The 26,915-nt window shown below is 61.3% G+C and carries 21 protein-coding genes; 13 read left to right on the top strand and 8 right to left on the bottom strand.

The window, feature by feature from the left end; all coding sequences use genetic code 11:
• Positions 1-43: 43 nt before the first annotated feature.
• Together GO988_RS17000 and GO988_RS16995 are read left to right on the top strand one after the other, a co-directional pair.
• Positions 44-2,395 (top strand): TonB-dependent receptor, encoded by a 2,352-nt coding sequence (locus GO988_RS17000; protein ID WP_157567738.1) that lies wholly within the window; start codon positions 44-46, stop codon positions 2,393-2,395.
• 114 nt (positions 2,396-2,509) lie between these two features.
• Positions 2,510-4,174, top strand: coding sequence for a PepSY domain-containing protein (locus GO988_RS16995; RefSeq protein WP_157567736.1), 1,665 nt, complete (start codon positions 2,510-2,512; stop codon positions 4,172-4,174).
• Positions 4,175-4,187: 13 nt separating this feature from the next.
• Here the strand turns inward: GO988_RS16995 and GO988_RS16990 are convergent, their stop codons facing one another.
• Both GO988_RS16990 and GO988_RS16985 read right to left on the bottom strand, forming a co-directional pair.
• On the bottom strand, positions 4,188-4,715 hold the full coding sequence (locus GO988_RS16990) for an NADPH-dependent FMN reductase (RefSeq protein ID WP_157567734.1): 528 nt from the start codon (positions 4,713-4,715) through the stop codon (positions 4,188-4,190).
• Positions 4,716-4,805: 90 nt separating this feature from the next.
• Positions 4,806-5,411: a pentapeptide repeat-containing protein gene (locus GO988_RS16985; RefSeq protein WP_157567732.1), complete on the bottom strand. Its 606-nt coding sequence runs from the start codon at positions 5,409-5,411 to the stop codon at positions 4,806-4,808.
• 128 nt (positions 5,412-5,539) lie between these two features.
• On the opposite strand from GO988_RS16985, the gene GO988_RS16980 reads away from it, so the two are divergent.
• Entirely contained in the window at positions 5,540-5,956 is a 417-nt protein-coding gene (locus tag GO988_RS16980; RefSeq protein ID WP_157567730.1) for an STAS/SEC14 domain-containing protein, read from the top strand.
• A gap of 35 nt (positions 5,957-5,991) precedes the next feature.
• Here the strand turns inward: GO988_RS16980 and lysA are convergent, their stop codons facing one another.
• Positions 5,992-7,194, bottom strand: coding sequence for a diaminopimelate decarboxylase (gene lysA / locus GO988_RS16975; protein WP_157567728.1), 1,203 nt, complete (start codon positions 7,192-7,194; stop codon positions 5,992-5,994).
• Between the two features lie 97 nt (positions 7,195-7,291).
• Between lysA and GO988_RS16970 the strand changes: the two genes are divergently transcribed.
• Together GO988_RS16970 and GO988_RS16965 are read left to right on the top strand one after the other, a co-directional pair.
• Complete coding sequence (locus GO988_RS16970) at positions 7,292-7,807, top strand: DinB family protein (protein ID WP_157567726.1); 516 nt, start codon at positions 7,292-7,294, stop codon at positions 7,805-7,807.
• 103 nt (positions 7,808-7,910) lie between these two features.
• Positions 7,911-8,933, top strand: a complete 1,023-nt coding sequence (locus tag GO988_RS16965; protein ID WP_157568365.1) for a N(4)-(beta-N-acetylglucosaminyl)-L-asparaginase — start codon at positions 7,911-7,913, stop codon at positions 8,931-8,933.
• Between the two features lie 251 nt (positions 8,934-9,184).
• On the opposite strand, the gene GO988_RS16960 is transcribed toward GO988_RS16965, so the two are convergent.
• Positions 9,185-10,261 (bottom strand): NADH:flavin oxidoreductase/NADH oxidase, encoded by a 1,077-nt coding sequence (locus GO988_RS16960; RefSeq protein ID WP_157567724.1) that lies wholly within the window; start codon positions 10,259-10,261, stop codon positions 9,185-9,187.
• Between the two features lie 182 nt (positions 10,262-10,443).
• Here GO988_RS16960 and GO988_RS16955 point away from each other — a divergent pair, with 182 nt between their 5' ends.
• From GO988_RS16955 to GO988_RS16920, 8 genes are all read left to right on the top strand, one after another.
• Entirely contained in the window at positions 10,444-11,805 is a 1,362-nt protein-coding gene (locus tag GO988_RS16955) for a Gfo/Idh/MocA family protein (RefSeq protein WP_157567722.1), read from the top strand.
• Between the two features lie 139 nt (positions 11,806-11,944).
• Positions 11,945-13,240 (top strand): glycoside hydrolase family 2 TIM barrel-domain containing protein, encoded by a 1,296-nt coding sequence (locus GO988_RS16950; RefSeq protein ID WP_157567720.1) that lies wholly within the window; start codon positions 11,945-11,947, stop codon positions 13,238-13,240.
• 32 nt (positions 13,241-13,272) lie between these two features.
• Positions 13,273-14,124, top strand: coding sequence for a pirin family protein (locus tag GO988_RS16945; RefSeq protein WP_157567718.1), 852 nt, complete (start codon positions 13,273-13,275; stop codon positions 14,122-14,124).
• 221 nt (positions 14,125-14,345) lie between these two features.
• Positions 14,346-15,248, top strand: a complete 903-nt coding sequence (locus GO988_RS16940) for a prephenate dehydratase (RefSeq protein ID WP_157567716.1) — start codon at positions 14,346-14,348, stop codon at positions 15,246-15,248.
• 81 nt (positions 15,249-15,329) lie between these two features.
• Positions 15,330-16,505, top strand: a complete 1,176-nt coding sequence (locus GO988_RS16935) for a pyridoxal phosphate-dependent aminotransferase (RefSeq protein WP_157567714.1) — start codon at positions 15,330-15,332, stop codon at positions 16,503-16,505.
• A gap of 52 nt (positions 16,506-16,557) precedes the next feature.
• Positions 16,558-17,406: a prephenate dehydrogenase gene (locus tag GO988_RS16930; RefSeq protein WP_157567712.1), complete on the top strand. Its 849-nt coding sequence runs from the start codon at positions 16,558-16,560 to the stop codon at positions 17,404-17,406.
• Between the two features lie 138 nt (positions 17,407-17,544).
• Positions 17,545-18,615, top strand: a complete 1,071-nt coding sequence (locus tag GO988_RS16925) for a chorismate mutase (RefSeq protein WP_157567710.1) — start codon at positions 17,545-17,547, stop codon at positions 18,613-18,615.
• A gap of 119 nt (positions 18,616-18,734) precedes the next feature.
• On the top strand, positions 18,735-19,775 hold the full coding sequence (locus GO988_RS16920; protein WP_157567708.1) for an acetamidase/formamidase family protein: 1,041 nt from the start codon (positions 18,735-18,737) through the stop codon (positions 19,773-19,775).
• A 151-nt stretch (positions 19,776-19,926) separates the two neighbouring features.
• On the opposite strand, the gene GO988_RS16915 is transcribed toward GO988_RS16920, so the two are convergent.
• From GO988_RS16915 to GO988_RS16900, 4 genes are all read right to left on the bottom strand, one after another.
• Positions 19,927-21,018, bottom strand: a complete 1,092-nt coding sequence (locus tag GO988_RS16915) for an alpha/beta fold hydrolase (RefSeq protein WP_157567706.1) — start codon at positions 21,016-21,018, stop codon at positions 19,927-19,929.
• A 149-nt stretch (positions 21,019-21,167) separates the two neighbouring features.
• Complete coding sequence (locus GO988_RS16910; RefSeq protein WP_157567704.1) at positions 21,168-22,169, bottom strand: DUF1028 domain-containing protein; 1,002 nt, start codon at positions 22,167-22,169, stop codon at positions 21,168-21,170.
• Between the two features lie 154 nt (positions 22,170-22,323).
• Positions 22,324-24,333 (bottom strand): endo-1,4-beta-xylanase, encoded by a 2,010-nt coding sequence (locus tag GO988_RS23825; protein ID WP_198172853.1) that lies wholly within the window; start codon positions 24,331-24,333, stop codon positions 22,324-22,326.
• A 315-nt stretch (positions 24,334-24,648) separates the two neighbouring features.
• The gene (locus GO988_RS16900; RefSeq protein WP_157567702.1) at positions 24,649-26,751 is read right to left on the bottom strand and encodes a M13 family metallopeptidase; all 2,103 of its coding nucleotides are present in this window, start codon (positions 26,749-26,751) and stop codon (positions 24,649-24,651) included.
• Positions 26,752-26,915: the final 164 nt, after the last annotated feature.

Raw genomic sequence — 26,915 nt, 5'->3', positions numbered from 1 at the left:
GGCCTTGCCCCCGCGTGTTTGTTTAGCCTGAATTCTTCGCGGGATGAAATCTGTTTTATTGACTGCTGGGTTGGCCGTGGCCAGCCTGAGTAGTGTTTGCGCGCAGCAAGCGTCGCTGCGCGGCACCATCTTAGATGCCCAAACGCAGCAGGCGCTGCCGGGCGTAACGGTGCGGCTGCCCGGCACCAGCCTGGGCACCAGCCTGGGCACCACCACCGATGCCAGCGGCCGCTTTGTGCTGGCCGCCCCCACGGCAACCCGAGACGTAATTGTCTCATTTGTGGGCTATACCACGCAGCAAGCGCGGGTGCCGGCCAGCGGCGGCCCGCTTACGGTGCGCCTCGAAGGCGCGCCAGTCGATTTGCAGGGGGTAGTGGTGTCGGCCAGCCGCGAGCAGGAAAAGCGTACCGAATCGCCGGTGGCGATTAGCCAGATTTCGCCGCAGCTCATCGCCGATACCAAGGCCACCGCGCCCTACCAGTTGCTCAACAAAGTGGCCGGCGTGTACATGGTGAACCTGGGCAACGAGCAGCACATGATGGCTATTCGCCAGCCCATTAGCACCAACGCCGTGTATTTGTATCTAGAAGATGGCCTGCCGATTCGGCCCATCGGCATCTTCAACCACAACGCGCTCTACGAAATCAACCAGGCCGGTGTGCGCAGCATTGAAGTCGTGAAGGGCCCGGCCTCGTCGCTCTACGGCTCCAATGCCATTGGCGGCGCCATTAATTTTCTCACGCAGCGCCCTACCCCCCTGCCCACGGCCGGGGTTTCGGTGCAGGGCGATGGCTTCGGTTACCGCCGCGTCGACGCCAGCGCCAGCGGCACAGTGGGCAAACTGGGGCTGTACGCGGGCGGCTATTCGGCGCGCCAACGCAATAGTTGGCAAGACTATACCGATTTCGATAAGCAGTCGTGGACGCTGCGGGCCGACTATACCTTCAACCCCAAAACCCGCCTCATCGGCACTGGCACCTACAATTACCTCAACACCCAAACGCCGGGCACCCTCGACAGCGCGCACTTCTACAGCCGCCGCTACCAGAGCAACAACCGCTTCACCAACCGCGTGGTTACGGCCGTGCGCGGCAGCCTGCGGCTGGAGCACGAGTGGAGCCCGAGCCAGCAAACGGCCTTCACCGGCTTTTACCGCTACAACTCGACCGGCCAGTTGCCCAGCTACTACATCGCCGATGTGCGCGTGAACGGCGTGTACCAAAGCTCGAACGGGCAGGTTAACAACCAGTCTTTCAATAGCTACGGCGCCCTGGCGCAGCACCGCGCCGATTTTAGCTGGCTCAACTCGCGGCTTATTGTAGGGGGGTATTTTGATTATAGCCCGAGCACGTATTTTGCCCGCTACCTGGCCATTCAGAAGGATGTGGCCAACAACTTCTACACCGGCTACACCGACACCGGCCGGCTGCTCGACGACTACAAAATCGACCTCTACAACACGGCGGCCTATGCCCAATACGAGGTGCAACCCACTGAAAACCTGCGCATCGTGGGTGGCCTGCGCTACGACCGGGTGCAATACAATTTTAGCAATAACCTAAGCGGCACCCAAACCACCAAAAAAGCTGCCCAGAAAAATACCTACAACATTGTGGCACCCAAACTGGGGCTGACCTACGCGCTAGGCGCCAACCGCGGCCTGTACGCCAACTTCAGCACCGGCTTTCAGCCGCCCGAAACGGGCAGCTTATACAGCTCGCGCCAGCAAATTGAGCTGAAGCAGGCCAACTTCACCAACTACGAGGCCGGTGGCTGGGTGGCCCTGTTCGAGCGCAAGGTGTACCTCGATTTTAGCGTGTACCAGATGGAAGGGCGCAACGAAATCGTGAGCATTTTGCAGGCCGACAACACCACGCAGAGCGAAAACGTGGGCTCGACCCGCCACCGGGGGATAGAGTATTCGCTAACGTACGCGCCGATTTCGGAGGTGAATTTTCGGCTCAGCGGCACCAACGCCCGGCATACTTATCTGGATTACAGTGAGGTACTGCAAGGCACTAACCGCGACTATAGTGGCAACCGCATGGTGAACGCGCCTAACTGGATTGCCAACGCCGAGGTGTTTTACAAGCCACGCTTCGTGCCCGGCGCCCGCCTCGGGCTAGAATGGCAACGCATTGGCTCGTACTTCACTAACACGGCCAATACCCAGACCTACGCCGGCTACAACCTGCTAAACCTGCGCCTCGGCTACCGCCTACCCCAGCCCGCCGTGCGCGGCCTCGAGGTGTGGGCCAATGTGGTGAACCTGGGCAATGAACTCTACGCTAGCACGGTGACTGCCAACCAGTACGGTACCACTTACCAAGCCGCCGCGCCGCGCACCTACACGCTGGGCGTGGGCTACACCTTCGCGGCTAAGGCGCGGGAGTAATACGTGCAGCCCCGCTCCCTACCCCACAGGGGAGGGGGTGGAGCTGCACAAAGAAAGTCGCCAGTCGGCTATCCAACAATTAATGGACTGCTACGCCATCTTACGCCTTGTATTATGCTTGCCAACCCTATTTCTCCCGCGCCGTCTGTGGTAGTAGCGCCGGCCCGCGCGGCCTCGCCCGTGCGGCGCTTCATTGGCCGCCACCTGTACCGCTGGCATCGGCTGCTGGGCATTATCACGGTCGTGCCGGTTATTATGTGGACGCTGAGTGGGCTTTCGCACCCGTTGATGTCCAACTTGTTGCGGCCCGCCATTGCCCACGAAACCGTGCCTACCCCCCCGCTCGCGGCCAACGCGCTGGCGGTGCCCGTGGCGCAAGTGCTGGCCCAGCACCAGCTGCGCGCCGTGCGCACTTTGCGGGTGGTGCAGTACCGGCACCAGCCTTACTACCAGCTCACGGATGAGCTGGGGCGGTTGCGCTACTTTGCCGCGGCCACGGGCCAGGAGCTGCCCGGCGGCGACCGTGCCTACGCCGAAGACGTGGCCCGCTACGTGATGGCCGACTCGACCAGCGCTATTGCCAGCGCCGAGCGCCTGACGCACTTCACGGCGGATTATAAGTTTATTAACCGCTTGCTGCCCGTCTGGAAAATTACCCTGGCCCGGCCCGATGGCATGGCCGTATTTGTCGAAACCGGCCAAAGCCGCTTAGGCACGTTTAATAACCAAGCTCGCGCCACGTTTTTGTGGACGTTTGGGATGCTGCACAACTGGGATTTCCTAGATGCCCTACCCCGGCCGCTGCACCTAGGCATCATGCTGGTGTTCACTACTATTATTTGGCTTTCGGCGCTGAGTGGCTTGGTAATTTATGGCTTTGTGCGCAAAAAGCTGCGTCAGCCGCGCTCGGCTCAGGATGCTACGGGCTGGCTGCGCCGTCGGCACCGCACGCTAGGGCTGTGGGTGGCGTTCGTCACGTTCACCTTTGCCCTGAGCGCGTCGTACCATTTGTGGCAAAAACTAACCCCCGACCGGCGCGACGACGTGGCCCGCGTGAGCACGTTTCAGGCCAGTGAGCTAGCTTGGCCACTAGCGGCGGCGCTGGCCGGCCCCGCACCCGTGGCGCAGGTATCGCTGGCCCGCGTGGGTGGCCAGCCTTACTACCGCCTGGTTAGTAAAAGCGCTGACGGACAGTCAACAGTGCATTACCGCAGCACCCGCGATGGCCGCGTATTGCCAGATGGCGAGTTCATCTACGCCCGCGAGTTGGGCCAGGAGTTTATGGCCAAGCTCAGCCGCCAGCCGGCTAGTGCCGGCGCCGCAGCTAGCTCCGAAAGTGCCGCTATAGCCGACTGCTGCGTGGCCCCCGACGCAGTAGCCGAAACCAAAACGACCATTGGCACGCCCGCTGCGGGCCCCGCGCCCGCCCAGGCCAACCTGCTCAGCCCTACCGGGCCCGACCCGGAGCTGGTGACCAAGTTTGCCGGCGAGTATGGCTTCGTAAACAAGCGCCTGCCGGTAGTAAAGCTCGCCTTCGCGACACCTACGCACACGGCGCTTTACGTAGAGCCCAGCACCGGCAAGCTAGCCGCGCTCGTCAACGACGGCGACCGGCGCGAAGGCCTGTCGTTTGCCGTGCTGCACAAGTTTTTCCTTATGGACTGGGCCGGCAAAACCGTGCGCGACCTCGTGGCCATGCTCTCCTCCTTGGGCGTGCTGGTAGTGACGCTTTACGGCCTAGTGCTCCTGCTGAAAACGCGCCGGGCGACCACCCGCTAGCCACCCTACCCCCCTACAGCGCGAGCAGCGCCTGGGCCTGCTCGCGCAGTACCTGCCGCAGCAGCGGGTCGGTAATGATGCCTTCTTTGGAGAGGTGCTGGCTGATGTTGGGCAGGCGCACGCGTTGGGGCAGCACGGCCGTGCCCAAGTAAAAAAGAATGTCGGTTAAGTGGCTCAGGGCTAGCGAGCCACCCTGGCTGCCACTGCTCAGGCTAACGAGCGCCGCCTTCTTGCCCCGAATACCGCCGGGGTAGGGTAGGCCATCGATAAACGCCTTGAGCGCGCCGGGGATGGAGCAGTTGTACTCGGGCGCAAAAATGACGATTTTATCCGACTGGTCGAGCGGCGCGATGAGGCGGTTGAACTCGGGGTGCTGCCCAGCATTGTGGTAGAGTGCTTCATTAAGAAAGTCGGCCGGCAGGTCTACCAAATCCAGAAATTGGTAAGCCGCGCCCAGCTCGTCGAGCAGGGTAGCGTAGAAATCGGCCACGCGCCGGGTGCGCGACTGGGGGCGGCTGGTGCCGACAAGGAGGGTAAGCAAAATAAGGGAATAAGCAGTGAGTACTAGCTTCCTAACTAGCGGGTGGGGGTTGGGGTTTCAGCCGGGCCCTGGCCAGGGGGTAGGGCTGGCCTACTCTACCACCAGCCCGTGCTTGTCGAGCAAGCCCGGTAGGCCCGCCAGCGCGAAGCGGGCGCCGGTTAGCGTATTGGTTTCGGGGTCGAGGCTAAAGCCGGTGGCAGTAGTAAAATCGGCACCGGCCAAGGTGGTGTTGTGAAAGCCCGTGCGCGTCAGGTCGCAGTGCTCGAATACGGCGCCGGTGAGGTCGGCGTTGGTAAAATCGGCCTCATCCAGCGAGCACTGCACGAAGCGCGTGCCCGCCATGCGCTTGCCCCCAAAGGCGGCGTAGCGCAGCTGGCACTGGTCGAAATGCACCCCAAACAACATGTCCTGGCACGCGCCGAAGGGTACGCCCAGCAACTTGCAATCGGCAAACGCCACGTTTTGCAGGGCCGTGCCGGTGAGTTTGGCCGTAGTCAGGTTGCAGCGTTCAAACAGGCAGTCTTCAAACCGCAGGTTGCCCAGCGCGGCGCCGCTCAGGTCGCAATTCACGAAGCGGAACTGCTCGAACTCGCGGCCCAGCGCCAATAGACGGGGCGCGTCGAGGCCGGTGAGCACGTTTTCGGCCGGGAAATAGTCGGGTTTGCGCAGGGTAGCAAGTTTGCGGCGAGGCTTCATAGGGCAAAGTAAAAGAGGCGAAAAGCTAACCTCTGGCGCAGCTTACTAGTTTAAGGCGGGTTGCCTGGCTCACTCCGGCCCCGGTCTATTGCCGGACGGACGAAGTCGTTGCCCTTGCTTTGCGCGCCATGTCTGCCGCCTCTCGTACCATCTATTTTAAAAATAACGCTGGCTGCCTCTGGGAAGAGCCCCAAGCCTACCTGCACCTAGAATACTACCCCGGCGCCCGCAATGAAGCCCAGTTTCAGGCCTTACTCAACCATGCCCGCCAGGCGCTGGTGCGCCACGGCTGGAGTAAAATGCTCATTAACCAGCAGCAAATGAGTGGTTTTACGAATGCGGAAGAAACCTGGATGATAAACGAGTGGCTGCCCCGCGCCGTGCAGGAAGGTGGCTACCGCTACGGCGCCGTGGTAGTGGCCCACGACGTATTTGCCCGCCTCGCCATGACCAGCGTGGTGATGACCAGCCGCAAGCTCGGCCACCAGTACCGCAGCTTCGAACACGAACCCGAAGCTATTGCCTGGCTGCTCAAGCAGGGGTAGGGCAGGACTGTTCTTCAAGTAAAGACAATGCTGCCTTACACCTGGCCGGCCAACAAATCTTCAAACGTTTGGCGGCGGCGGATGAGGCGCAGTTCTTCGCCTTCGAGCAGCACTTCGGCGGGGCGCAAGCGCGAGTTGAACGAACTGCTCATCTCGAAGCCGTAGGCGCCGGCATTATGGAAAACCAGGATATCGCCCTCGCGCACCTCGGGCAGCAGGCGGTCCCAGGCAAAGGTGTCGGTTTCGCAGATGTTGCCCACTACCGTGTACAGCCGCTCGGGGCCGTTGGGGTGCGAGAGGTTGCTGATGTGGTGATAAGCCTCGTACATCATGGGCCGAATGAGGTGGTTGAAGCCCGAATTGACGCCCGCAAACACGGTGGCTGTGGTGTGCTTCACCGTCGAAACTTCGACAAGCAAAAAGCCCGCCTCGCTCACCAAATATTTGCCGGGCTCGAACCACGCCTCGAGTGGCCGGCCATATTCCTGCTCAAATTCCTGGAAAGCCTGGGCCACTTGTTGGCCTAGGCTAGCCACGTCGGTTTCGGGGTCGCCGGGCTTGTAGGGCACTTTGAAGCCCGAGCCGAGGTCGAGAAACTCTAGGTTAGGGAAGCGGCGCGCCGCGTCAAAAATCACTTCCAGCACCCGCAAAAACACGCTCACGTCCTTTATTTCGGAGCCCGTGTGCATGTGCAGGCCGCGCACGTGCAGGCCGGTGCCTTTCACTACGCGCTCGAGGTGGCGCATTTGGTGAATGCTGACGCCAAACTTGCTGTCGATGTGGCCGGTCGAGATTTTATAATTGCCGCCCGCCTCAATGTGCGGGTTCAGGCGCACGCACACCGGGTAGGAGCCGCCATAGGTGGCCCCAAATTGCTCGAGCAGCGACAGGTTGTCGATGTTGAGATTAACGCCCAGTTCTTTGGCTTCGACTAGCTCCGAAAAAGCTACGCTGTTGGGCGTGAACAAGATATTTTCGGGCTGAAAACCCACGTGCAAACCCAACTTTACTTCGTTGATGCTCACGCAGTCGAGGCCGGCGCCTTCGGCCAATAGCACCTTCAGCACGGCTACGTTGGTGAGGGCTTTGCAGGCGTAGAAAAAGCGCGTGGGGTGGCCACTAAAGGCGCTGGTAAGCTTGTGGTACTGCGCCCGAATAGTGTCGGCCTGGTACACGTAGAGCGGGGTGCCAAACTGCTTGGCGGCGGCCAGCAGGGAAGAAGCAGGGAGTGCGGACATAAGTAGTGCAAAAATACGCCGGCCAGCCGGCCCTACCCCAGCCCCAGCGCCCAACTATGCGTAGGGAAGGCTAAATCCTGCAAAATAAACCTGCGCTATGTCCGCCTCTCTCCCCGAAGTATGGCTGCGCGGCCCGCTGCCCGCGGTGCCGCCGCTGCTCCAGCCCGTGGCCCACGCCCTGCTGCAAGCCCGCGAAGAACTAACGGAAATCATGGCCAATTTCCCGGCCGAAAAACTGGCCGAGCGGCCGCTCGGGCTGGCCTCGGTGGGCTTTCACCTGCGCCACTTGGCGGGCGTGCTCGACCGCACCTTTACCTATGCCCGCGGCGCGGCCCTCAGCGAAGCGCAACTGGCCTACCTGGCCGCCGAAGGTCAGCCGCCTACCCACCCCAGCGCCGTGCAGGAGTTGGTGCAAGGTTTTGCCCAGCAAGTAGATAACGCACTGGCGCAGCTCATTGCCACGCCCGAAGCCACCTTGGCCGAGTGGCGGGGGGTAGGGCGGGCGCAACTGCCAAGCACCGTAATCGGGCTGCTGGTGCACGCCGCCGAGCACACCACGCGCCACCTGGGCCAGCTGCTGGTGACGGCGCGCGTGGTAGTGGGGCAACGGTAAGGGCTTGGCCTGGCTCGCTGCCATCACGGGGGGTAAAGAGTGGCTATGCAGCAGCTAGCGCGTTACTTAGCAGCGTGTTAGTGCTGGCTTTATGTTTTGAATGATGGCTACTCGTCGAAAATTCCTCACTGCTTCGGCCTCCGCGGCAGCGCTGGCTGCGCTGGCTGCCCAGCCGGGCCACGCCCTACCTCCGCCAGCCCCAGTGCGGGGCAAAGCCCTCGTGCTTTCTACCTGGGATGAGGGCCTGACAGCTAACCAGGGCGCCTGGGAAATTCTGCAAAAGGGTGGCCCAGCGCTCGACGCTGTAGAGGCCGGCGTGCGGGTGACCGAAGCTTCGCAAAATTGCTGCGTGGGCCTGGGTGGCAACCCCGACCGGGAAGGGCACGTCACGCTCGATGCCTGCATCATGGACCATCAGTTCAACTGCGGCAGCGTGGCCGCGCTCGAGCGCATCAAGCACCCCATCAGCGTAGCGCGGCGCATCATGGAGAAAACACCCCACGTAATGCTAGTAGGCGAGGGGGCCCAGCAATTTGCCGTGGCCCAGGGCTTTCCCCTGGAGCCCGACCGCCTCAGCCCCGATGCCGAAAAGGCGTACCGCGAATGGCTGAAAACCAGCGCGTATAAGCCGATTATTAACATCGAAAACTCGGGTAACAAAAAAGTGGGGCCCGTGGGCGGACCCCAAAACCACGACACCATTGCCATGCTAGCCCTCGATGCGCTGGGCAACCTTAGCGGCAGCTGCACCACCAGCGGCATGGGCTTCAAGATGCGGGGCCGGGTGGGCGATTCGCCCCTCATCGGCTCGGGCCTCTACGTAGACAATGGGGTAGGGGCCGCCGCGGCCACCGGCCAGGGCGAGGACGTGATTCGGATGGCGGGCGCACACACCGTAGTCGAGTTGATGCGCCAGGGGCTCGCGCCGGAGGCTGCCTGTCGGGCGGCCATCGAGCGGGTAGCGCGCATTAAAGGCGCGCAGGCCAAAGACATTCAGGTCTGCTTTATCGCGGTGGATGTCCAGGGACGGACCGGCGCTTTCGCCTTGCAAAAAGGCTTCAGCTACGCGCTGTGCAACGCGCAAAACCAACGGCAGCTAGTGAAAAGTGGCTACCTGTTAGGTTAGTAAAATGAATTAATTGCCCACGTTATCTGCGAGAGACTAGTCGCACTGCGGCAAGCAACCAGCGCTAACGTCCTACCCCACCCCCTACCCCTCCCCTTGGGGAGAGGGGAGCCGGACGATTGCCAGTCGCGCCGCCGTAGCTCCCCTCTCCCCAAAGGGAGGGGTAGGGGGTGGGGTAAGCCGAGGAGGGCGTCCTACAACTGTGTTTAAAATACAAGATGCGCAGTAGCAAACAGCGTTAAGGCAACCGCCTATTTCCGGGGTTTGGCGCGCTCGTATTGCACGGGCCAGGCCACATCGGCACCTAGCTGGTGGGCGGCGTGCAGTGGGAAGTACGGGTCGCGTAGTTCTTCGCGGGCCAGCAGCACGAGGTCGGCTTGGCCGCTGGCCACAATCGTTTCGGCTTCTTCGGGCGTGGTGATAAGGCCTACGGCGCCGGTGGGCAGGCCAGTTTCGCGCTTGATGCGCTCGGCAAATTCGACCTGGTAGCCAGGGCCGACCGGAATTTTGGCGGTACCCACGTTGCCGCCCGTCGAGCAGTCCACGAGGTCTACCCCCCGGTCGCGCAGCCAGGTAGCCAACTGCACCGACTCGTCGGTTGTCCAACCGCCCTCGGTCCAGTCGGTGGCCGAAATACGTACCAGTAGCGGAAAATCTTCGGGCAATACCTGGCGCACCGCGGCCACCACTTCGAGCAGCAACCGGATGCGGTTTTCAAACGAGCCCCCGTAAGTGTCGGTGCGCTGGTTGCTGAGCGGCGACAGAAATTCGTGCAGCAAATAGCCATGCGCCGCGTGCAGCTCAATTACCTTAAAACCAGCGGCTAACGACCGCTCGGTGGCGCTGCGAAAGTCAGCAATTACTTTCTTGATGCCCGCCGCGTCAAGCGCCACCGGCTGGGGATAGTCGTCGGAGAAAGGCACCGCGCTGGGCGCTACTACCTGCCAGCCGCCTTCGGCCTCGGGCACGGCGCCGTGGCCTTTGCCCAGCCAACTGGTGTAGGTGCTGGCTTTGCGGCCAGCGTGGGCTAGCTGCACGCCCGGCACGCTGCCCTGGGCTTCGATAAACTGATTGATACGCCGTTGGAAATCAATGTGCTCATCTTTCCAGATGCCAAGGTCTTCGGGGGTGATGCGCCCTTCGGGCGATACCGCCGTGGCCTCTTGAATAAGCAGGCTGGCTCCGCCCACGGCGCGGCTGCCCAGGTGCACCAAGTGCCAGTCGTTGGCAAAGCCATCGACGGCGCTGTACTGGCACATGGGCGATACAACAATACGATTTTTTAGGGTAAGGCCGCGCAAGGTAAGCGGCTCGAAAAGTGCGGACATGGAATAGAAACAAGCGCCCAAAATGCGCAATGGTGCGCCAGGGCTGGGCTTGGTAGTGCCTTAAACCGGCTGGCTCGCTAGAGGTTGTCACGGTTGGGCTTAATCAGGAGCGGGGCAACATTTTACAGCCTTCGGCACGTAGAGACAGCCTGCACAAGCCTTTTTAATACGTCTCAATAGCTATGTTTCAAGAAAATTCCACCGCTGCCACCCTCGACCGCGTTGCGGTCGAAACCACCGAAGCTGCCTCCTGCGATACCTCGCGCCGCCAGTTTATTAACCACGCCGGGCGTGGCTTGCTCGCCGCAGGCCTGGCCAGCGCCCTGCCGCTAGCTGCCGCCGAAGCCGCTGACCTAGAAGGCGCTGCGACCTCGCCGCCCTCCGGCCCGCTCGACATTACCCTACCCCCCCTCGAAGCGCCCACCGACCCCAAAGCCGGCCCCTTCCCCAACCCCGATGCGCCCGACCAGCGCGTGGGCTACGCCATTGTTGGCCTGGGCCACCTCACGCTAGCCGAAATCCTGCCTGCCTTCGGCCAGGCTAAGCACGCCAAGCCTGTGGCGCTGGTGAGTGGCGATGCCGATAAAATGGCCAAAGTAGCTAAGCAATACGGCATTAAGCCCAGCAGCTGCTACTCGTACCAGACCTACGACAAGCTCAAGGACAACCCCGAAGTGGAGGTGATTTACATCGTGCTGCCCAACGCGCAACACCACGAGTTCACGCTGCGCGGGGCCAAGGCCGGCAAACACATTCTTTGCGAAAAGCCCATGGCTAACTCCGTGAAGGAGTGCGAGGAAATGATTGCTGCCTGCCAAAAAGCCGGCAAAAAACTCATGATTGCCTACCGCATCCAGTACGAGCCGCTCAACCGCCAGGCCCAGAAGCTGGTACGCGACAAAACCTACGGCAAGACCAAGCTCATCCAAATGATGAACTGCCAAAACCAGGCCCACGACCAGCAGTGGCGCCACAAAAAAGCCCTGGCCGGCGGCGGCTCGCTGCCCGACGTAGGCCTGTATTGCCTCAACACCACGCGCTTCCTGCTTGGCGAGGAGCCGACCGAAGTAAGCGCCCAGATTTATAGCACGCCCGGCGACGACCGTTTCAAGGAAATTGAAGAGAATGTGAGCTTTACGTTGCGTTTCCCCAGCGGCGTCATTGCCCAGTGCATGACCGGCTACGGCTCGTTCAATAACAAGAGCTATGCCGTGCACGCCGAAACCGGTACCATCAAAATGGACCCGGCTTTCCCCTACAAAGGCCTCAAGCAGGAACTAGTGCACGCCCCCAACGGCAAGCAAATGATTGAACAGCCCAGCAACCCCGACAAGCAGCAGTTTGCCCTCGAAATGGACCACATGGCCGAGTGCGTGCGCGGCAACAAAACGCCCTACACCCCCGGCGAGGAAGGCTTACAAGACCAACGCATTATGGAGGCTATCTATCAGTCGGCCAAGGAAAACAAGCCCGTAAAACTGACCAACAGCAGCGGCAAGCTGGATGCTTTCCGCGGCACACCGCCCACCGAGGAGCAAGCGTAAAGCAAGGTAGCTTACTAAGCTGAGCTGCTGAACCAAGAACGTCCTGCTTCGGCAAGCGCAGCAGGACGTTCTTGGTTCAGGTAGTAGCAGCGAGCATAGTGCGCTTTTACTTTTGCCAGCTCCACCCTATTCCCACCCTATGAAGAATACCTTTTTGCGCCACTGGCTGCCGCTTGCGCTAGCTGCGTTTACCAGTGCGTTAGCTGTGGCTAGCCCGTCTGCTGGCCCCGTGAAAGTAACTGTGCGTCAAGGCAATGGCGGCTACGAACTGCTGCGCGCCGGCCAGCCATACTTTGTGAAGGGCGCGGGCGGCAGCCAGTACCCCGAGCGCATTGCAGCCTACGGCGGCAACTCCATTCGCACCTGGGGCACCAACGACGCGCCTAAGGTGCTGGCCACCGCCCGCGCCCACGGCCTCACCGTAATGCTGGGCCTCGACGTGGCCCGCGAGCGCCACGGCTTCGACTATAACGACGCGGCCGCCGTAGCGGCGCAACTACAAAAGGTTAAGGGCGAAGTCCTTAAGTACAAGGATGACCCGGCCGTGCTGCTTTGGGGAATCGGCAATGAGCTGAACCTCAATTATACCAACCCCAAAGTGTGGGACGCCGTGAACGACATCGCGAAGATGATTCATGAAGTAGACCCCAATCACCCCACCTCAACCGTACTGGCGGGGGTAGGGAAGAAGGAGGTGGAGTACATTAAGGCGCGCTGCCCAGCCGTGGACATCTTGAGTATCAACACATACGCGGGGCTGGCTACCCTACCTCAGCAGGTGCGCAACACTGGCTGGACTGGCCCCTACCTCGTGACCGAGTGGGGCCCCACCGGCCACTGGGAAGGCCCCCAAACCCCCTGGAAGGCCTCGGTAGAAGAAACCAGTAGCCAGAAAGCAGCCGTGTACCAGAGCCGCTACGAGGCTTCGGTAGTGCAAGACCGAGCACATTGCCTGGGTTCCTACGTGTTTTTGTGGGGCCAGAAGCAGGAGCGCACGCCCACTTGGTATGGCCTCTTCACCGAAGATGGGCAGGAAACAGAGGTAATGGACGTGCTGCAATACGAGTGGAGCGGCCACTGGCCCCAGAACCGCGCCCCGCACATTGCTTCTTTTCAACTGGATGGCAAGCCCGCTACCGGCGCCGTGTACCTGCACCCCGGCCAGCCCTACCCCGTAGCGGCGGCCGTGACGGACCCCGAACGTGACCCGCTCACCTACCAGTGGGAACTGCTCCCCGAAAGCACGGACCTTAAGCAAGGTGGCGACCGCGAAAGTCGCCCGGCTGCTATTACGGGCAGCTTGCCAGCGGGTGCCCAGGGCCAAACTACCCTTACCGTGCCGAGCAAGGCCGGCGCCTACCGCCTGTTTGTGTACGCGCACGATGGGCACGGCAACGTAGCCACGGGCAATATTCCTTTCTATGTGCAGGAGTAACAGTTGGGAGGGCTGGCAGTTAAGCTACTACTATGCGCACCGTTTTCAAAAAACACCGGGCCGTTAATGCCCCTATCGCCGACTTGGTTACGTACCGGGCAATCCCCACGCAGTCAGTCGAGTACATCGACCCATTTCTGTTCTTAAACCACCACGGCCCGCAGGTGTACCGGCCTAACAACCGCGGCCTGCCCTTCGGTCCGCACCCGCACCGCGGCTTCGAAACGGTCACGTTTATCCTGGAAGGCGACATTTTGCACAAAGACAGCAGCGGCCACGAAAGTGTTATCGAGGCCGGGGGCATCCAGTGGATGACAGCCGGCGCGGGCTTGATTCACGCCGAAGTCTCTTCTGATAACTTCAAGAAAACGGGCGGTCCGCTCGAAATTCTGCAGTTGTGGGTAAACCTGCCGGCGAAGTACAAGATGACCGAGCCGCGCTACATTGGGTTGCAAGCCAATGAGATACCCACTGCTACGCTCGCCGACGGGGTTACGGTGCACGCGGTGTCGGGCGATTGGTCGGACACCGCTGGAGCTGTGCAGCCGCTCGCCGACGTAGCGCTAGCTTGGCTCGACTTAGCGGCGGCGGCCACCGTAATGCTACCCATCGCGGCTAGCCGCAGCATTTTTTTCTACGTGGTGCGCGGCAGCGTGCGCGTCAATGGCACCGAAGTATTCACGCGCGAGCTAGCCGAGTTCGACCACGATGGCGATGAGTTAGCTATCGAAGCGCTGACTGACAGCGTATTGCTGATTGGCCATGCCGAGCCCTTTGGCGAGTCCGTAGTGTCAGCGGGGCCCTTCGTGATGAACACAGAAGCCGAAATCGAGCAGGCCTACGCCGACTACCAGCAGGGAAAATTTGGCCGCTGGAACGGCTAGCGAAAGTTGCAGATTTAAAATTTTTGCCTACCTTGCCACCCAATTCGAGAGATATCATGTTCACCGCCCGCTACTTTTTTGGCTACTTTTATTTTACGCCCCCCGCGTAGAACGAGTCGCCATGTAGCTAAGGACCAGATTTTAGCAGCGCCACTCGTTCCGCGAGTGGCGCTTTTTTTATGTTTTTACCGGCGGGCTGCGTCCCGTATTTCCCTACCCCCATGCCACAGCACGTTGCCATCCAAGGTTTCCAGGGCAGTTTCCACGAAGTAGCTGCTCGCCAGTATTTCGGCGCCGCGCCTACCCTGAACTTCTGCGCCACCTTTGGCGAAGTGGTGGCCCAGGTAGCCGGCGGCCGCGCCGATGCGGCCCTGATGGCGATGGAAAACTCGCTGGCCGGCAGCATCTTACCCAATTATCTGTTGCTGGAGCGCAACAACCTCACCATCACCGGCGAGGTATATTTGCCCATCCACCAGCACCTGCTGGCGTTGCCGGGCACCACGTTGGCCGACGTGCAGGCCGTGCATTCGCACCCCATGGCGCTGCGCCAGTGCGGCGATTTCCTGAGCCAATACCCCGCGTGGCAGCTAGTCGAAACCGAGGACACGGGCCTGAGCGCCCAGCTACTGGCCGAGCGCCAAACGCCCAGCGTGGCGGTGGTGGCCGGCGCCCAGGCGGCCGAGGCTTTTGGCTTGCAGCTGCTGGCCCCCGCCATCCACGACGACCCCAATAACTACACCCGCTTCCTAGTGCTGGAGCGCGCCGCCGAGGCCCAGCCCGTGGCGAGTCCCGATAAGGCGTCGCTGTATTTCTATACCTCGCACGCGCCGGGCATGCTGGCGCAAGTGCTCACGCTGGTAGCTGGCCACGGCCTAAATCTCAGCAAGTTGCAGTCGTGCCCTCGCCCTAGCCAGCCCTGGCACTACGGTTTTCACGCCGACGTGGAGTTTGATACGCCCGCCCAGCTCGGCGCGCTACTGGCCGAGCTGCCCCGCGTCACGGAAGAGCTGCGCGTTTTCGGTGCCTACCACCGTGGCAGCATGGAGTTTGAGCAGGAAACTACAAACCTGAAAGAAGGCGGTCATGCTGAGCTTGCCGAAGCAGCTCTACCCCGTCACTAACCCCACGTGTTAGAATTCACTTACGCGGTAGAGCTGCTTCGGCAAGCTCAGCATGACCGCCTTTTGCAGCAGATTTAAACCATGCAAGTTTCCACCGCTAGCCGCTTGGCCCACACCGGCGAATACTACTTCTCCCGCAAGCTGCGCGAATTAGCTGCCCTCAATGCGGCCGGGGCCAATATTATCAGCCTGGGTATCGGCAGCCCCGATTTGCCGCCGCATCCGAGCGTAGTGGCGGCGCTGGCGGCCACCGCTGCCCAGCCCAACGCCCACGGCTACCAGAGCTACCAAGGCACGCCCACCCTGCGCCAGGCAATGGCCGATTTTTATCAGACTCACTACGGCGTGGCCCTCAACCCCGCTACCGAAGTCCTACCCCTGCTCGGCTCGAAGGAGGGCCTGATGCACATCGGCATGACCTTCTTGGAAGCGGGCGACGCCGTGCTCATCCCCAACCCTGGCTACCCCACCTACCGCGCCGTGGCCGAAATCTGCGGGGCCGAAGTGCGCGAGTATTACTTGACCGCCGCCACCGGCTGGCTACCCGACCTCGACGCGCTGGCCCAGAGCGACTTGTCGGGTGTGAAGATGATGCTCGTTAACTACCCGCACATGCCGACCGGCACGCCGGCTAGCCCCGAGTTCCTGCAAAAACTAGTTGAGTTTGCCACTACGCACCGCATCATGCTGGTGCACGACAATCCTTACGGCTTCATATTGAACGAGACGCCGCCCACAAGCCTACTGGGTATTGCCGGCGCCCGCGAAGTGGCACTCGAACTCAACTCCTTAAGCAAATCGCACAACCTGGCCGGCTGGCGCGTGGGCATGCTAGTGGGCCGCGCCGATTGGCTAACGGAGGTGTTGCGCTTCAAGAGCAACATGGATTCGGGCATGTTCCTGGGTATTCAGCAAGCTGCCGTGGCCGCGCTGGCACTGGGCGACGACTGGTTTGTGGAGCTTAATGCCACCTACCGTGCTCGCCGCGAGCTGGTGCGCGAGCTGTTGGCTAGCCTCGGCTGCGAGGCTGCCCCGGGCCAAACGGGGCTCTTCCTCTGGGCTGCTGTGCCGCCGCAGTACGCCGATGGCTACGCCCTCAGCGACGCCGTGCTAGCCGAAGCCCGCGTGTTTCTAACGCCCGGCGGCATCTTCGGCAGCAACGGGCTGGGCTACATTCGGGCCAGCCTTTGCCAGCCCGAAAGTGTGCTGCGCGAGGCACTTGGCAGAGTTAAGAATAGGAGCGTTTCAGCAGCCTAAATGCACCTGTCTTTGTGAGGAGGTACGACGAAGCAAGGACAACTAACTTATTATGACCATTACCCTCATCGGCTTAGGACTCATCGGCGGCTCGCTGGCGCTCAGCCTGCGGCAGCACGGCCTAGCCACCCGGCTTATTGGCGTGGAAAGCAACCCCGCCTACGCCCGCCGGGCGCTGGAGCTAGGCCTGGTCGATGAAATCGGCTTAGACGTGGCGGCGGCGGTGGCGCCGGCTAGCCTCGTCATCGTGGCCGTGCCCATGGATGCTATGCTGGCCGTGCTGCCCCAGGTGCTCGATTTAGTAACTGCCCAACAGATTGTTATCGATGTGGGCTCGACCAAAGGCAACCTGTTGGCGGCCGTGGCCAGCCACCCGCGCCGGGGCCGCTTTGTGGCCGTGCACCCCATGGCCGGCACCGAGTATTCGGGCCCCGATGCTGCCGTGCGCGGCTTATTTGAAGGCAAAACGCTGGTGGTGTGCGATGCCGAGGTAAGCGACGCCGACGCCGTGGCTACGGTCGAAACGCTGTTTCGGGCGCTGCCCATGCGCGTGCTGCACCTCGGCGCAGCCGACCATGATTTGCACACGGCCTACGTGTCGCACATCTCGCACCTTACGTCGTTTGCGCTGGCGCTCACGGTGTTGGAAAAGGAGCAGCGCGGCGAGCAGCGCATTTTTGACTTGGCCGGTGGCGGCTTCGCCTCCACGGTGCGGCTAGCCAAGAGCGCGCCCTCGACGTGGGTACCCATTTTCCGCCAAAACCGTGAAAATGTGCTCGATGTGCTCGACGAGCATTTGCTTCAGCTGCAAAAGCTGCGCGAATTGCTGGCGAGCGAGGACTACGCCGGGCTGACCGAGCAGCTTGAACATGCCAACGCCATAAAAAAAATCATTCCCTAAAAATGTAGCGCGGGCGCAGCGAGTATCGTCGCGCGCCTACTCAATACCTTTATTTTCAACCCCCAGCACGCACGCAGCCAACGATACTCGCTGCGCTTGTGCGCGGACTCGCAGAGTCCACACTACTTCCCTACCCCCATGTTCAACGACCTCTTCAACCGCAAACCCGAAGATAAACCCTTCCTCATTTCGGGCCCGTGCTCGGCCGAAACCGAGGAGCAAGTGCTCGAAACCTGCCAGCGCCTGGCTGCTACCGGCAAAGTGCAGGCCCTGCGCGCCGGCATCTGGAAGCCCCGCACCAAGCCCGGCGGTTTTGAGGGGGTAGGGGCCAAAGGCCTACCCTGGCTCAAGAAAGCCAGCGAGCTTACCGGCCTGCCAGTGGCCGTAGAAGTGGCGACTGCCAAACACGTAGAAGACTGCCTGGCCTTCGGCGTAGACCTGGTGTGGGTGGGTGCCCGCACAACTGGCAACCCGTTTTCGGTGCAGGAAATCGCCAATGCGTTGCGCGGCGTGGATATTCCGGTGCTCGTCAAAAATCCCATTCACCCCGAGCTGGAGCTGTGGATAGGCGCCATTGAGCGCTTGCAAAAAGCTGGCCTGAAGCAGGTTGGGATGATTCACCGGGGCTTTTCGAGCTACGGCAACACCGACTACCGCAATGCGCCGATGTGGCACCTGCCCATCGAGATGAAGCGCCGGCTGCCCGAGTTGCCCATTCTCAACGACCCCAGCCACATCTGCGGCCGGCGCGATACGCTGTTTGGCGTGGCCCAACAGGCGCTGGATTTGGACTTCGACGGCACCATGATTGAGAGCCACATCGACCCCGATAATGCCTGGAGCGATGCCAAGCAGCAAATCACGCCCGAGGTGCTAGGCCAGCTCATCACCGACCTGGTGTGGCGCCACGAAACTACTGATAAGCAAGAGTTTCTGAGTGCGCTGGCCGGCCTGCGCCAGCAAATTAATAACCTCGATTCGGAGATAATCCAGTTGCTGGGCCGCCGCATGGCCGTAGCCGAGAAAATTGGCCAGTACAAAAAGGACAACGACATCACCATTCTGCAAACGGCTCGCCTCAATGAGATTATGGAGCGCAGCAAGCGCCAAGGTGCCCAAGTGGGCCTCACCGAAGATTTTGTAGAAAAGTATATGGAAGCCGTTCACTTGGAGTCAGTTATGCGCCAGGAAAAAGTAATGCAGGGGTAATAGCCGATAGGGCAACTAAAAAAGGGGGGTAGGGAGCAAAAGGCACTGTGCCTTTTGCTCCCTACCCCCTTTTTTAGCCTCTTCATGCAGCCAAAGTAAATAAGCGCGTACTTTTCAGCATGAAAAAAAATACCCGTTTCCTTATAGTGGCCGCCGCGCTTTTGGTGGGCACCAGTGCCCAAGCCCAGCACTTGCCCAAAGCGCAGCACGAGTTGCTGGCTACCCCCGCTACCGTGGCCTGGGGCTACTACGATGCCGCCGCCGCGCCCGTTATGCGCATCAAATCGGGCGAGACGGTGCAGGTGCACACCTTGCTCACGTCGAGCCCCACGCGGCTTGAGGGGGCGGGCGTGGCCCCGGCGCAGGTCGAGCAGTCGTTGCGCGATATTTATGATAAAGTGACCAATAAGGGTCCGGGTGGGCACATTCTCACCGGGCCCATTTTTGTAGAAGGCGCCGAGCCGGGCGACGTGCTGGAAGTACGCATCAAGGCTATTCAGCTGGCTATTCCGTACGCTTACAATGGCTTTGGGCCGAAGAGCGGGTTTATTCCAGAAGATTTTGGCTATGCCAAAATGAAGATTATTCCGCTCGATGCCAAGCGAATGGTAGCCGATTTTGCGCCGGGTATTGAAGTGCCATTGCGGCCGTTTTTCGGGAGCATGGGGGTAGCCCCGCCGCCCGCCTTGGGCCGGGTGAATAGCGCGCCGCCCGGCATCTTCGGCGGCAACCTCGACAACAAAGATTTGGTGGTGGGCACCACGCTCTACCTGCCGGTGCACGTGCCGGGGGCGCTATTTTTTGTGGGCGACGGCCACGCCGGGCAGGGCAACGGCGAGGTAGACATCACGGCTTTGGAAACCTCACTGGTTGGTAACCTGGAGTTTATCGTGCGCAAGGATATGCACCAGGAGATGCCCAGCGCCGAAACGCCAACCCAGTACATCAGCATGGGCCTCAACGAAGACCTGACCCTCGCCGCCAAGCAAGCCGTACGCGAAATGATAACCTTCCTGATGAAAACCAAAGGCCTCAGCCACGACGACGCTTACATGCTGTGCAGCGTGGCCGGCGACCTCAACACGACCCAAGTGGTCGACGGCACGCGCGGTGCGCACATGCTGCTGCCCAAAAGCATTTTCACGAAGGCGAAAAAGTAAAGCCCTGCCAGTTAAAATGGACTAGGTTGTCATGCTGAACGCAGTGAAGCATCTCGCTTGCATCGTTGAACGAATCCTAACGATGCAAGCGAGATGCTTCACTGCGTTCAGCATGACGTTTCTAAAGGGTTGCTCTGTAAAGCTTAGCTTTTTACTTGCCTGCCAAGAACTTCCCAATATTGTCATTCAAAAATTTCGCATCGGCGGGGTTGCTGGCAGCGCCGGCGGTGTGGCCCCACAGCGACGGGATGGGTAGCAACGTGACGCCGGGGATGAACGCTGCCTCGTAGCGCGCATCGCCGACGGGGAAATACAAATCGGTTTCGGATGGCATGTACAAAATGGGTACTTTGATGCTGCGCAGCGCCTTTTCGACGTCGCCGCCCATGCCGGGGGTAGTGCCTACGTTGTGGTATTCCCAGGTGCGCATTTGCGCGATGAGGTCGTTGGCATCGGCCCCGGGAATGAAGTGCGTACGGTAATTATTGAGCACCTGCTCGAAGGTAACGTCGGGCTTTTCCTCCTTGCGCCACAGCTCTTTGCGCCACCATTCTTGCGAGAAAAGCCAGCCCGTCCAGACGGTAGCGAAGGCCTCGATGCCCTTGGTGGGCGGCGCGGTGTAGTCGCCGTTTTGAAAAGCGGCGTCGGCGGTGAGGGCGGCAATTTGGCCTTCGAGGCGCACCACGCCGTGCGGGTAGTTCTTGGCCGTGCCTGAGGTAGCCACGATGCGGTCGGCAAAGGTGGGGTAGCTCACTGCCCACTGAAATGCTTGCTGCGCGCCCATAGAAAAGCCGATGAGCGCGCGCAGGTGCGCTATTTTCAGTTCTTTCGTCAGCAACTCGTGCACGGCTACCACGTTGTCGCGAATAGTCATCACCGGGAAGCGCGGGCCGTGAAACGGCTCGGGCGTGTTGCTAGGCGACGACGAGCGGCCGTTGCCAAACAACTCCGTCGTGACCAAGAAGAGCCTGGTCGTGTCCAGGCACTTGCCAGGGCCAATGAGCCACTCGTAGCCGCGGTGGCCGGCCATGTAGTGCGAGGGTAGCAGCACGGCGTTGTCGCGCTTGGCGTTGAGGTGGCCGTAGGTGCCGTAGCCGACTAGCGCCTTGGGCAAAATAGTACCGCCCTCGGTTTTAAAATTGGTGAGGGTGAAGAAGTGGTGCGGCACCGCGGGCGCTGGCTTGGTTTGGGCCTGGGCAGCCAGGGCGGCGAGCAAAAAAAGGAGGGGTAGGAAGCGACGCATACTAGAAGAAGTTGAAAAGCTGAAGAGAAAACGTCCTGCTGAGCTTGTCGAAGCAGCTCGCTTGCCTCGTTAGGGTAGTAATCCAACGATTCGAGCGAGCTGCTTCGACAAGCTCAGCAGGACGTTCTTTTAATTTGTAGCGGCTGGCTCTACTTCAGCGCCAGTATCTGTTTCAGTTCGGCTGGGCTCACCGTAAGCAACCCCACCTTGGGGAGGCGCTCAGTTAATACCCGCCAGTTGGGCTCCTGCCGGAAAATGGGCTTTAGTAGCGCCAACGCGGCGGGTACCTGCTGCTTGTTAGCCAGCGTGATGGCGTGCCAGTACTTCATTTCCAGGTTTTGCGGGAACATCTTTTCGGCCGCCTGGTACTCCTGGATGGCGGTAGGCATGTCGTTTTTCTCCACCGCGAGGTCGCCAGCGTTCATGTGGTCGTAGGCGCGGTGCAGCTTGAGCAGGCGGCGCAATTCCACGAGCGGCCGGTCGGCATCGTCCACGCGCAGGTCCACGAGGCGGTCGGCCCAGGGGCCTTCGGTGGTGGTGCCGCGCACCACGAGCAGCGCCGCCGATTGGCGCCCCCGGATGTCGCCGCCCGCGGCCTGGGCCGCGTCGAGGGCAGCGAGTACGCGCTCGGCGAGGGGTAGGGCGGCGTTGGCTTCGTAGGCCTTGGCCATCGCGCCCCACACGGTGGCGTTTAGCATCATGTTGGCTTGCACCGAAAACTGCGCGCCCTGCTGGTGGCCAGCCATATCGACGCACTTTTTGCCGGTGTGGGTGGCCACGCGACCCTGGTTGTCGAGAATGGCGACCTGCCGCACCTCGCGCGCTTCGTCGGCGGCCAGCAGCTCGTCGAGCGCCTGCTGGGCCGACTTGCCGCTTTTCAGCAACGCCAAGCCCCGCAGGCCAAACGACTTGTTCGTGAACGACTGCGTAGCCACCACGCCTACCCCCGCTTCGCCCCAGCTCACGCTGGTGCCCACCGAAAACCAGTGGCTTTGCACAGCCACGGCCATTTCGCCCGTCTTCGGGTCGCGGGCCACGATGCTGAACGTGTGGGCCAGCGGGTCGGTGGCCGAGTAAATGGATTGGGCCTGCGCGGCCGGGCGGCCAAACAGCAGCAGGGCCGCAAAGAAGGGTAGGAGTTTGCGAAGCATAAACTGGAAGAAAAGCGAATGTAGCGGCCGAAAGCCCTTGCGGCGGCTAGTCGGCAGCCCCCTAATGCCAACAGCCTCCCGGCAAAGTCGCCGGGAGGCTGCGTAGCAAAAGCTAGCGGCATAAGCCAAGTATACCAAAATCGCCTAAACCAACCTACTCCACCGTTAGGCGCTGGCTAAACGTGCCGGTACTGGTTTGCAGGCGCACGGTGTAGATGCCGTGGGCCACGCCCGGCAGGGCCAGCGGGCGCCCAGCCTCGGCCGAGGGGGGTAGGGTTTGGTGCGCCACGCGTTGGCCTAAGGCATTGAGCAGCGACACGTCAATGGTCTGCTGGTTTAGGGCCGGGGGTAGGCTCAAAAAAACGCTCCCGCCCTGCGCCGGGTTGGGGTAGAGATAAATGGCGGCGCTAGCGGCCGAAGCGGCCTTGGTGCCGAGCACCGTGTTCTGAATGTAGGTGCGCAGCCACGTCATCGCCGCGCGCTCGGTGTTGTCGGAGTTTACGAGGTAGGCGCCCTGGGCGGTGCGCCAGTGGCCGGGCCGGTAGCCCCACAGCGTAACGCCCTTCACGGCCGGATGCTCCCAGAAAATGGGAAATACGCGCTGATATTCAGCTAGCTGCACGGCGTCGCTGTTGTTGCCATTGGCGTCTAGCGCGTCCGAGTCGTACTCCGTGATGTAGAGCGGCACGCCGGGCGCGGCGATGGTATTCAGGTTAGCGCGCAGCGTGGCGGCGGTACTATACTGCGTCGAGAAGGCGTGGCCCTGAATACCTACCCCATCAATCAGGTTGAGGGCCTTCAACTGGTTTATCATGCGCACGTAAATCTGGGCACTGTTGCCGTCGTTTTCTACGCTGTATTCGTTGAGCACCAGCTTTGAGTTGGGAAAATACTGCCGGGCCAGCTGAAAGGATTTGATTATCCAGTTGTATTGAATAGTGCCGTCGCTCAGGGTAGTAGTGCCCCCCAGCGCATTGATGTAGGCGCCGCCCGCCGGGTCTGCACTGCCCGCAGGATGGTCAGTTGACCCTACCGTGTAAAGGCCCGTCGGTGGGGAGTGGATGGGCTCGTTCACCACGTCAATAAAGTCGATTTTCTTGCCCGCAAAGTGGTCAGCCACGGCCTTATACCAGTTGTTGATTTCGGTGAGTTGGTCGGCGTCCGACAGGCCCTTGAGCCAGGTCGGCTGCTGCGAGCCCCAAACCAGGTTGTGCATCCGGAACACGCCCCCGATTTTGGCGCAGCGGTTGTAGGCGCTGTCCAGCTCGGCCCAGTTGAAGGTGCCGCGGGTGCCTTCTACGCTGCCCCATTTGCCGCCGTTTTCGGGCGTCACCGAGTTCCAATACTTAGTGAAATAAGGCGATTGCGGCGTGCTATAAGCGCAGCCCAGGTACTTGGCCTTGCCGGTGGCCAGGGCGGGGCCGCTCGGAATAAAAGGCGGTACCGGCACCGTGCCCGGCTGGCCTGCGTCGAGGTTGGCCACGGTGAAAGCCAGGCCCGAGGTGCCAAAAACGAACTTGTCAAAATCGAGGCCGTCTTCGCGAGCGCCAATCTGGAAGGTTTGGGTGAGCGCTCCGGCGGCTACAGTGAAGGTGGTGGCCGCGCTGCCATTCACCACAAACTTCGACATATCAACCCATTTCCACACGCCGGTGCCGCCCGTGCCGCCGCCATCTACCGCAATGGTGCCGCTGGTGTAGCCCACGTTGAAGAGGCCATTGGCATTTACCCAAGTGGCAGGTGTAGTGGTAGTTGGGTCTTTAGTGCCAAAGCTGTTGGCGTAGAAGAAGCTGTCGTCGTTGGCCCCACCCGCCCCCACCCGAATGCGGGCGTAGAGGTCGTAGGTGCCCGCCGCCGGAAACGTGACGGTGTACGTGAGCACGCGCGCTGCCGTGGCCGGCGCGCTGCCGCCTACCCCCCCGTTGGCGGTGTAGGCCGATACATCGGTGAGCGAGGTGGCGTACGTGATGGCCGGCGTGGTGCCCGAAGCCGCCACGGTGCGGAAGGCCCAGTCGCCGGTGGTAGCGCCCGCCACGGGCACTGCCGGGTTGGTAGAGGTGCCGCTTTCGGCCTCCACTACTACGGGCGCCGTTTGGGCCACGAGGGTGAAGTGGCAGCCCAAGGCGGCCGCCAGCGCAATAAAGACGCGTTGAGTTCTCTTCATAACGAAGAATAGAGGGTGGGAAAAGTGAATAGCTAGTACAGGCACCGCGTAGGCTAATGGCCCTAAGCGCGGGCTAAAAGTAGAAGGCTGAAGGGCAATATAAATGCTTGTTTCCTAGTTAACTAAGCTGATTTTTCACCCCAAACGTTTGTGATAGCAGCCCCAAACGTTTGCGATAGCTGACAAAACTTCTCAATACTGCACGGCCAGTTGCTAGGAAGCCCTAGCGCGGCGCTACTAGGCCTACCCCACTAAAAAAGGGGCACCTGCCGCGGCAGGTGCCCCTTTTTTAGTGGGGTAGGGAGGTCGAAAAAACTACCAGATAACGGCCCGGTCGGCGGCTGTGCGCGTCATCTTGTCGCCCTCTTTGCAGCCAAAGGCCGCCTGAAACTGCGGCATATTCATAATGGGCCCGATGGTGCGGTACTGGCCCGGCGAGTGCGGGTCAGTCAGAATTTGCTGGCGCAGGGCTTCGGGCCGGATGTTGGTGCGGCGCAACTGAGCCCAGCTCAAAAAGAAGCGCTGCTCGGGCGTGAAGCCGTCGTACTTGGGGCGCGGGCCACTGCCGTAGCGCTGCTGCAACTGCTTTTCGAGGGCGCCGTGCACGATGGTGAGACCCGCGAAGTCGGCCAGGTTTTCGCCCATCGTGAGCTTGCCGTTCACGTGCACCGAGTCGAGCGGCGAAAAGGCATCGTACTGCTTGCCCACAATGTTGGCGCGCTTCGTGAACTCGGCCGCGTCGGCGGGCGTCCACCAGTCGCGCAGGTTGCCGGCGGCGTCGTACTGCCGCCCTTGGTCGTCGAAGCCGTGAGTCATTTCGTGGCCCATTACGCCGCCAATAGCGCCGTAGTTCACGGCGTCATCGGCTTTAGGGTCGAAGAACGGCGGCTGCAAGTAACCGGCTGGGAATACAATCTCGTTCAGCGGCGGGTTGTAGTAGGCGTTGATGGTGGGCGGCGTCATGCCCCACTCGGTATGGTCCACGGGCCCACCGAAGCGCGCCGCCTCGCGCTTGCTTTCCCAGAGGCGCGCCGCTAGCACGTTCTTCGTGTACGACTCGCGGGTGATTGTCAGGGCCGAATAATCCTTCCATTGGTCAGGATAACCGATTTTTACGCGTAGCGCGTTCAGCTTTTTCAAGGCCTCCGCTTTAGTAGGCGCGCTCATCCAGGTGTTAGTTTGGATGTGCTCGGCCAGGCTGGCTTTAATGTTGCCCACCATCTCCAAGGCCTTGCGCTTGGCCTCGGGCGAGAACGCCTTATCGACGTACAGCTGCCCAAAGGCCTCGCCAATCGTGGCATCGGTAGCGGCCTGCACGCGCTTCCAGCGGGTAGTTTGCAGCTTGGCGCCGGTCAGGGCCTGGTTGTAGCGGAACGACGCCTCGACGTAGGCTGCCGGCAGCGTGCCCGCCACCGAGCGCACCAAGTGCCAGCGCATGTAGGTCTGCAAATCGGCCAGCGGCTCAGTTTTGAGCAGCGTATTCAGCTCATCAAAAAACGCCGGCTGGCCCACAATAACTTCTTGGGCTTTGCCTAGCTGCATGGCCGCCAACAGCTTGGGTAGCTGCACGGCGGGGTAGCGCTGGGCGGCGGCTGCCAAGGTCATTTGGTTGTAATTGGCCTGCGGGTCGCGCAGCTCCACGCGGGTGCGCGAAGCCTGGGCCAGCCGTTTTTCGAGCCGCTCGACGGTGGCGGCGTTGCGCTGGGCCGTGGCCGGGTTGTCGCCCAGCAGGCCAAATACCTGCTGCACGTAGGCCTGGTAAGCCACCCGGATTTTCTGCGTCCGGGCGTCGTCGCGCAGGTAGTAGTCGCGCTCGGGCAACGTCAGCCCACCTTGGTCGAGGCCGATAACGTAGCGCGTCGTATTCTTTTCATCCACCTGCACGCCGCCGCGAAAAAACGCACCGGTGCCCAAGTCCTGCTCGTGCGCGATGAGGGCGGGCAGCTCGGCGCGGGTTTTAAGGGCCGCGATGCGAGCCAGCTCGGGCTTGAGCGGCGCCAGGCCGGCCTTTTCAATCGCTACCGTATCCATGGCCGAAGCGTAGAAATCGCCCACTTTTTGGGCGTTAGAGCCGGGTGCGGCGCTGCGGTTGGCAGCAGCTTCCTCCAGTATTTCTTTGAGCGTGGCCTGGGTGCGCAAACCCAGCAGGTTGCGCGGGCCCCAGCTGGTAGCGTAGCTCGGCACGGGGTTAGCCTTGAGCCAGTTACCACCCGAAAACTCAAAAAAGTCATCGCACGGCGACACCGAGCGGTCGAGGTCGGCCATGTCGAGGCCCACGCCCTTGGGGTCGGGCGTGGCGGGGGGGGTAGGGGCCGTAGTAGTGGCCGCCGTGGCGGGGGCCGCCGGGCGGCTGCCGGCGCAGCCCGCTACGGCCAGTAGCCCGGCGCTTAAGCTTAGTAAGATAGGAAGTTTGGCCATAGGAGGACGAGCGGGGGTAGGACGTTTGAGGTAAAATGCTGAGGCAAATAAACTAGAAAGGAAGGAGAGCCCGGAGGATACCGGCTTAGCTGCGGCTGCCGCCAGCACAAAAAAAGGCTCGTTGCCGAAACAACGAGCCCTGTTCAATCAAGCAAAAAGCACTT

It is taken from the genome of Hymenobacter ginkgonis, from assembly GCF_009755225.1.
GTDB classification, from domain to species: Bacteria; Bacteroidota; Bacteroidia; order Cytophagales; family Hymenobacteraceae; genus Hymenobacter; species Hymenobacter ginkgonis.
This window is presented reverse-complemented; position numbering and strand designations above follow the sequence as displayed.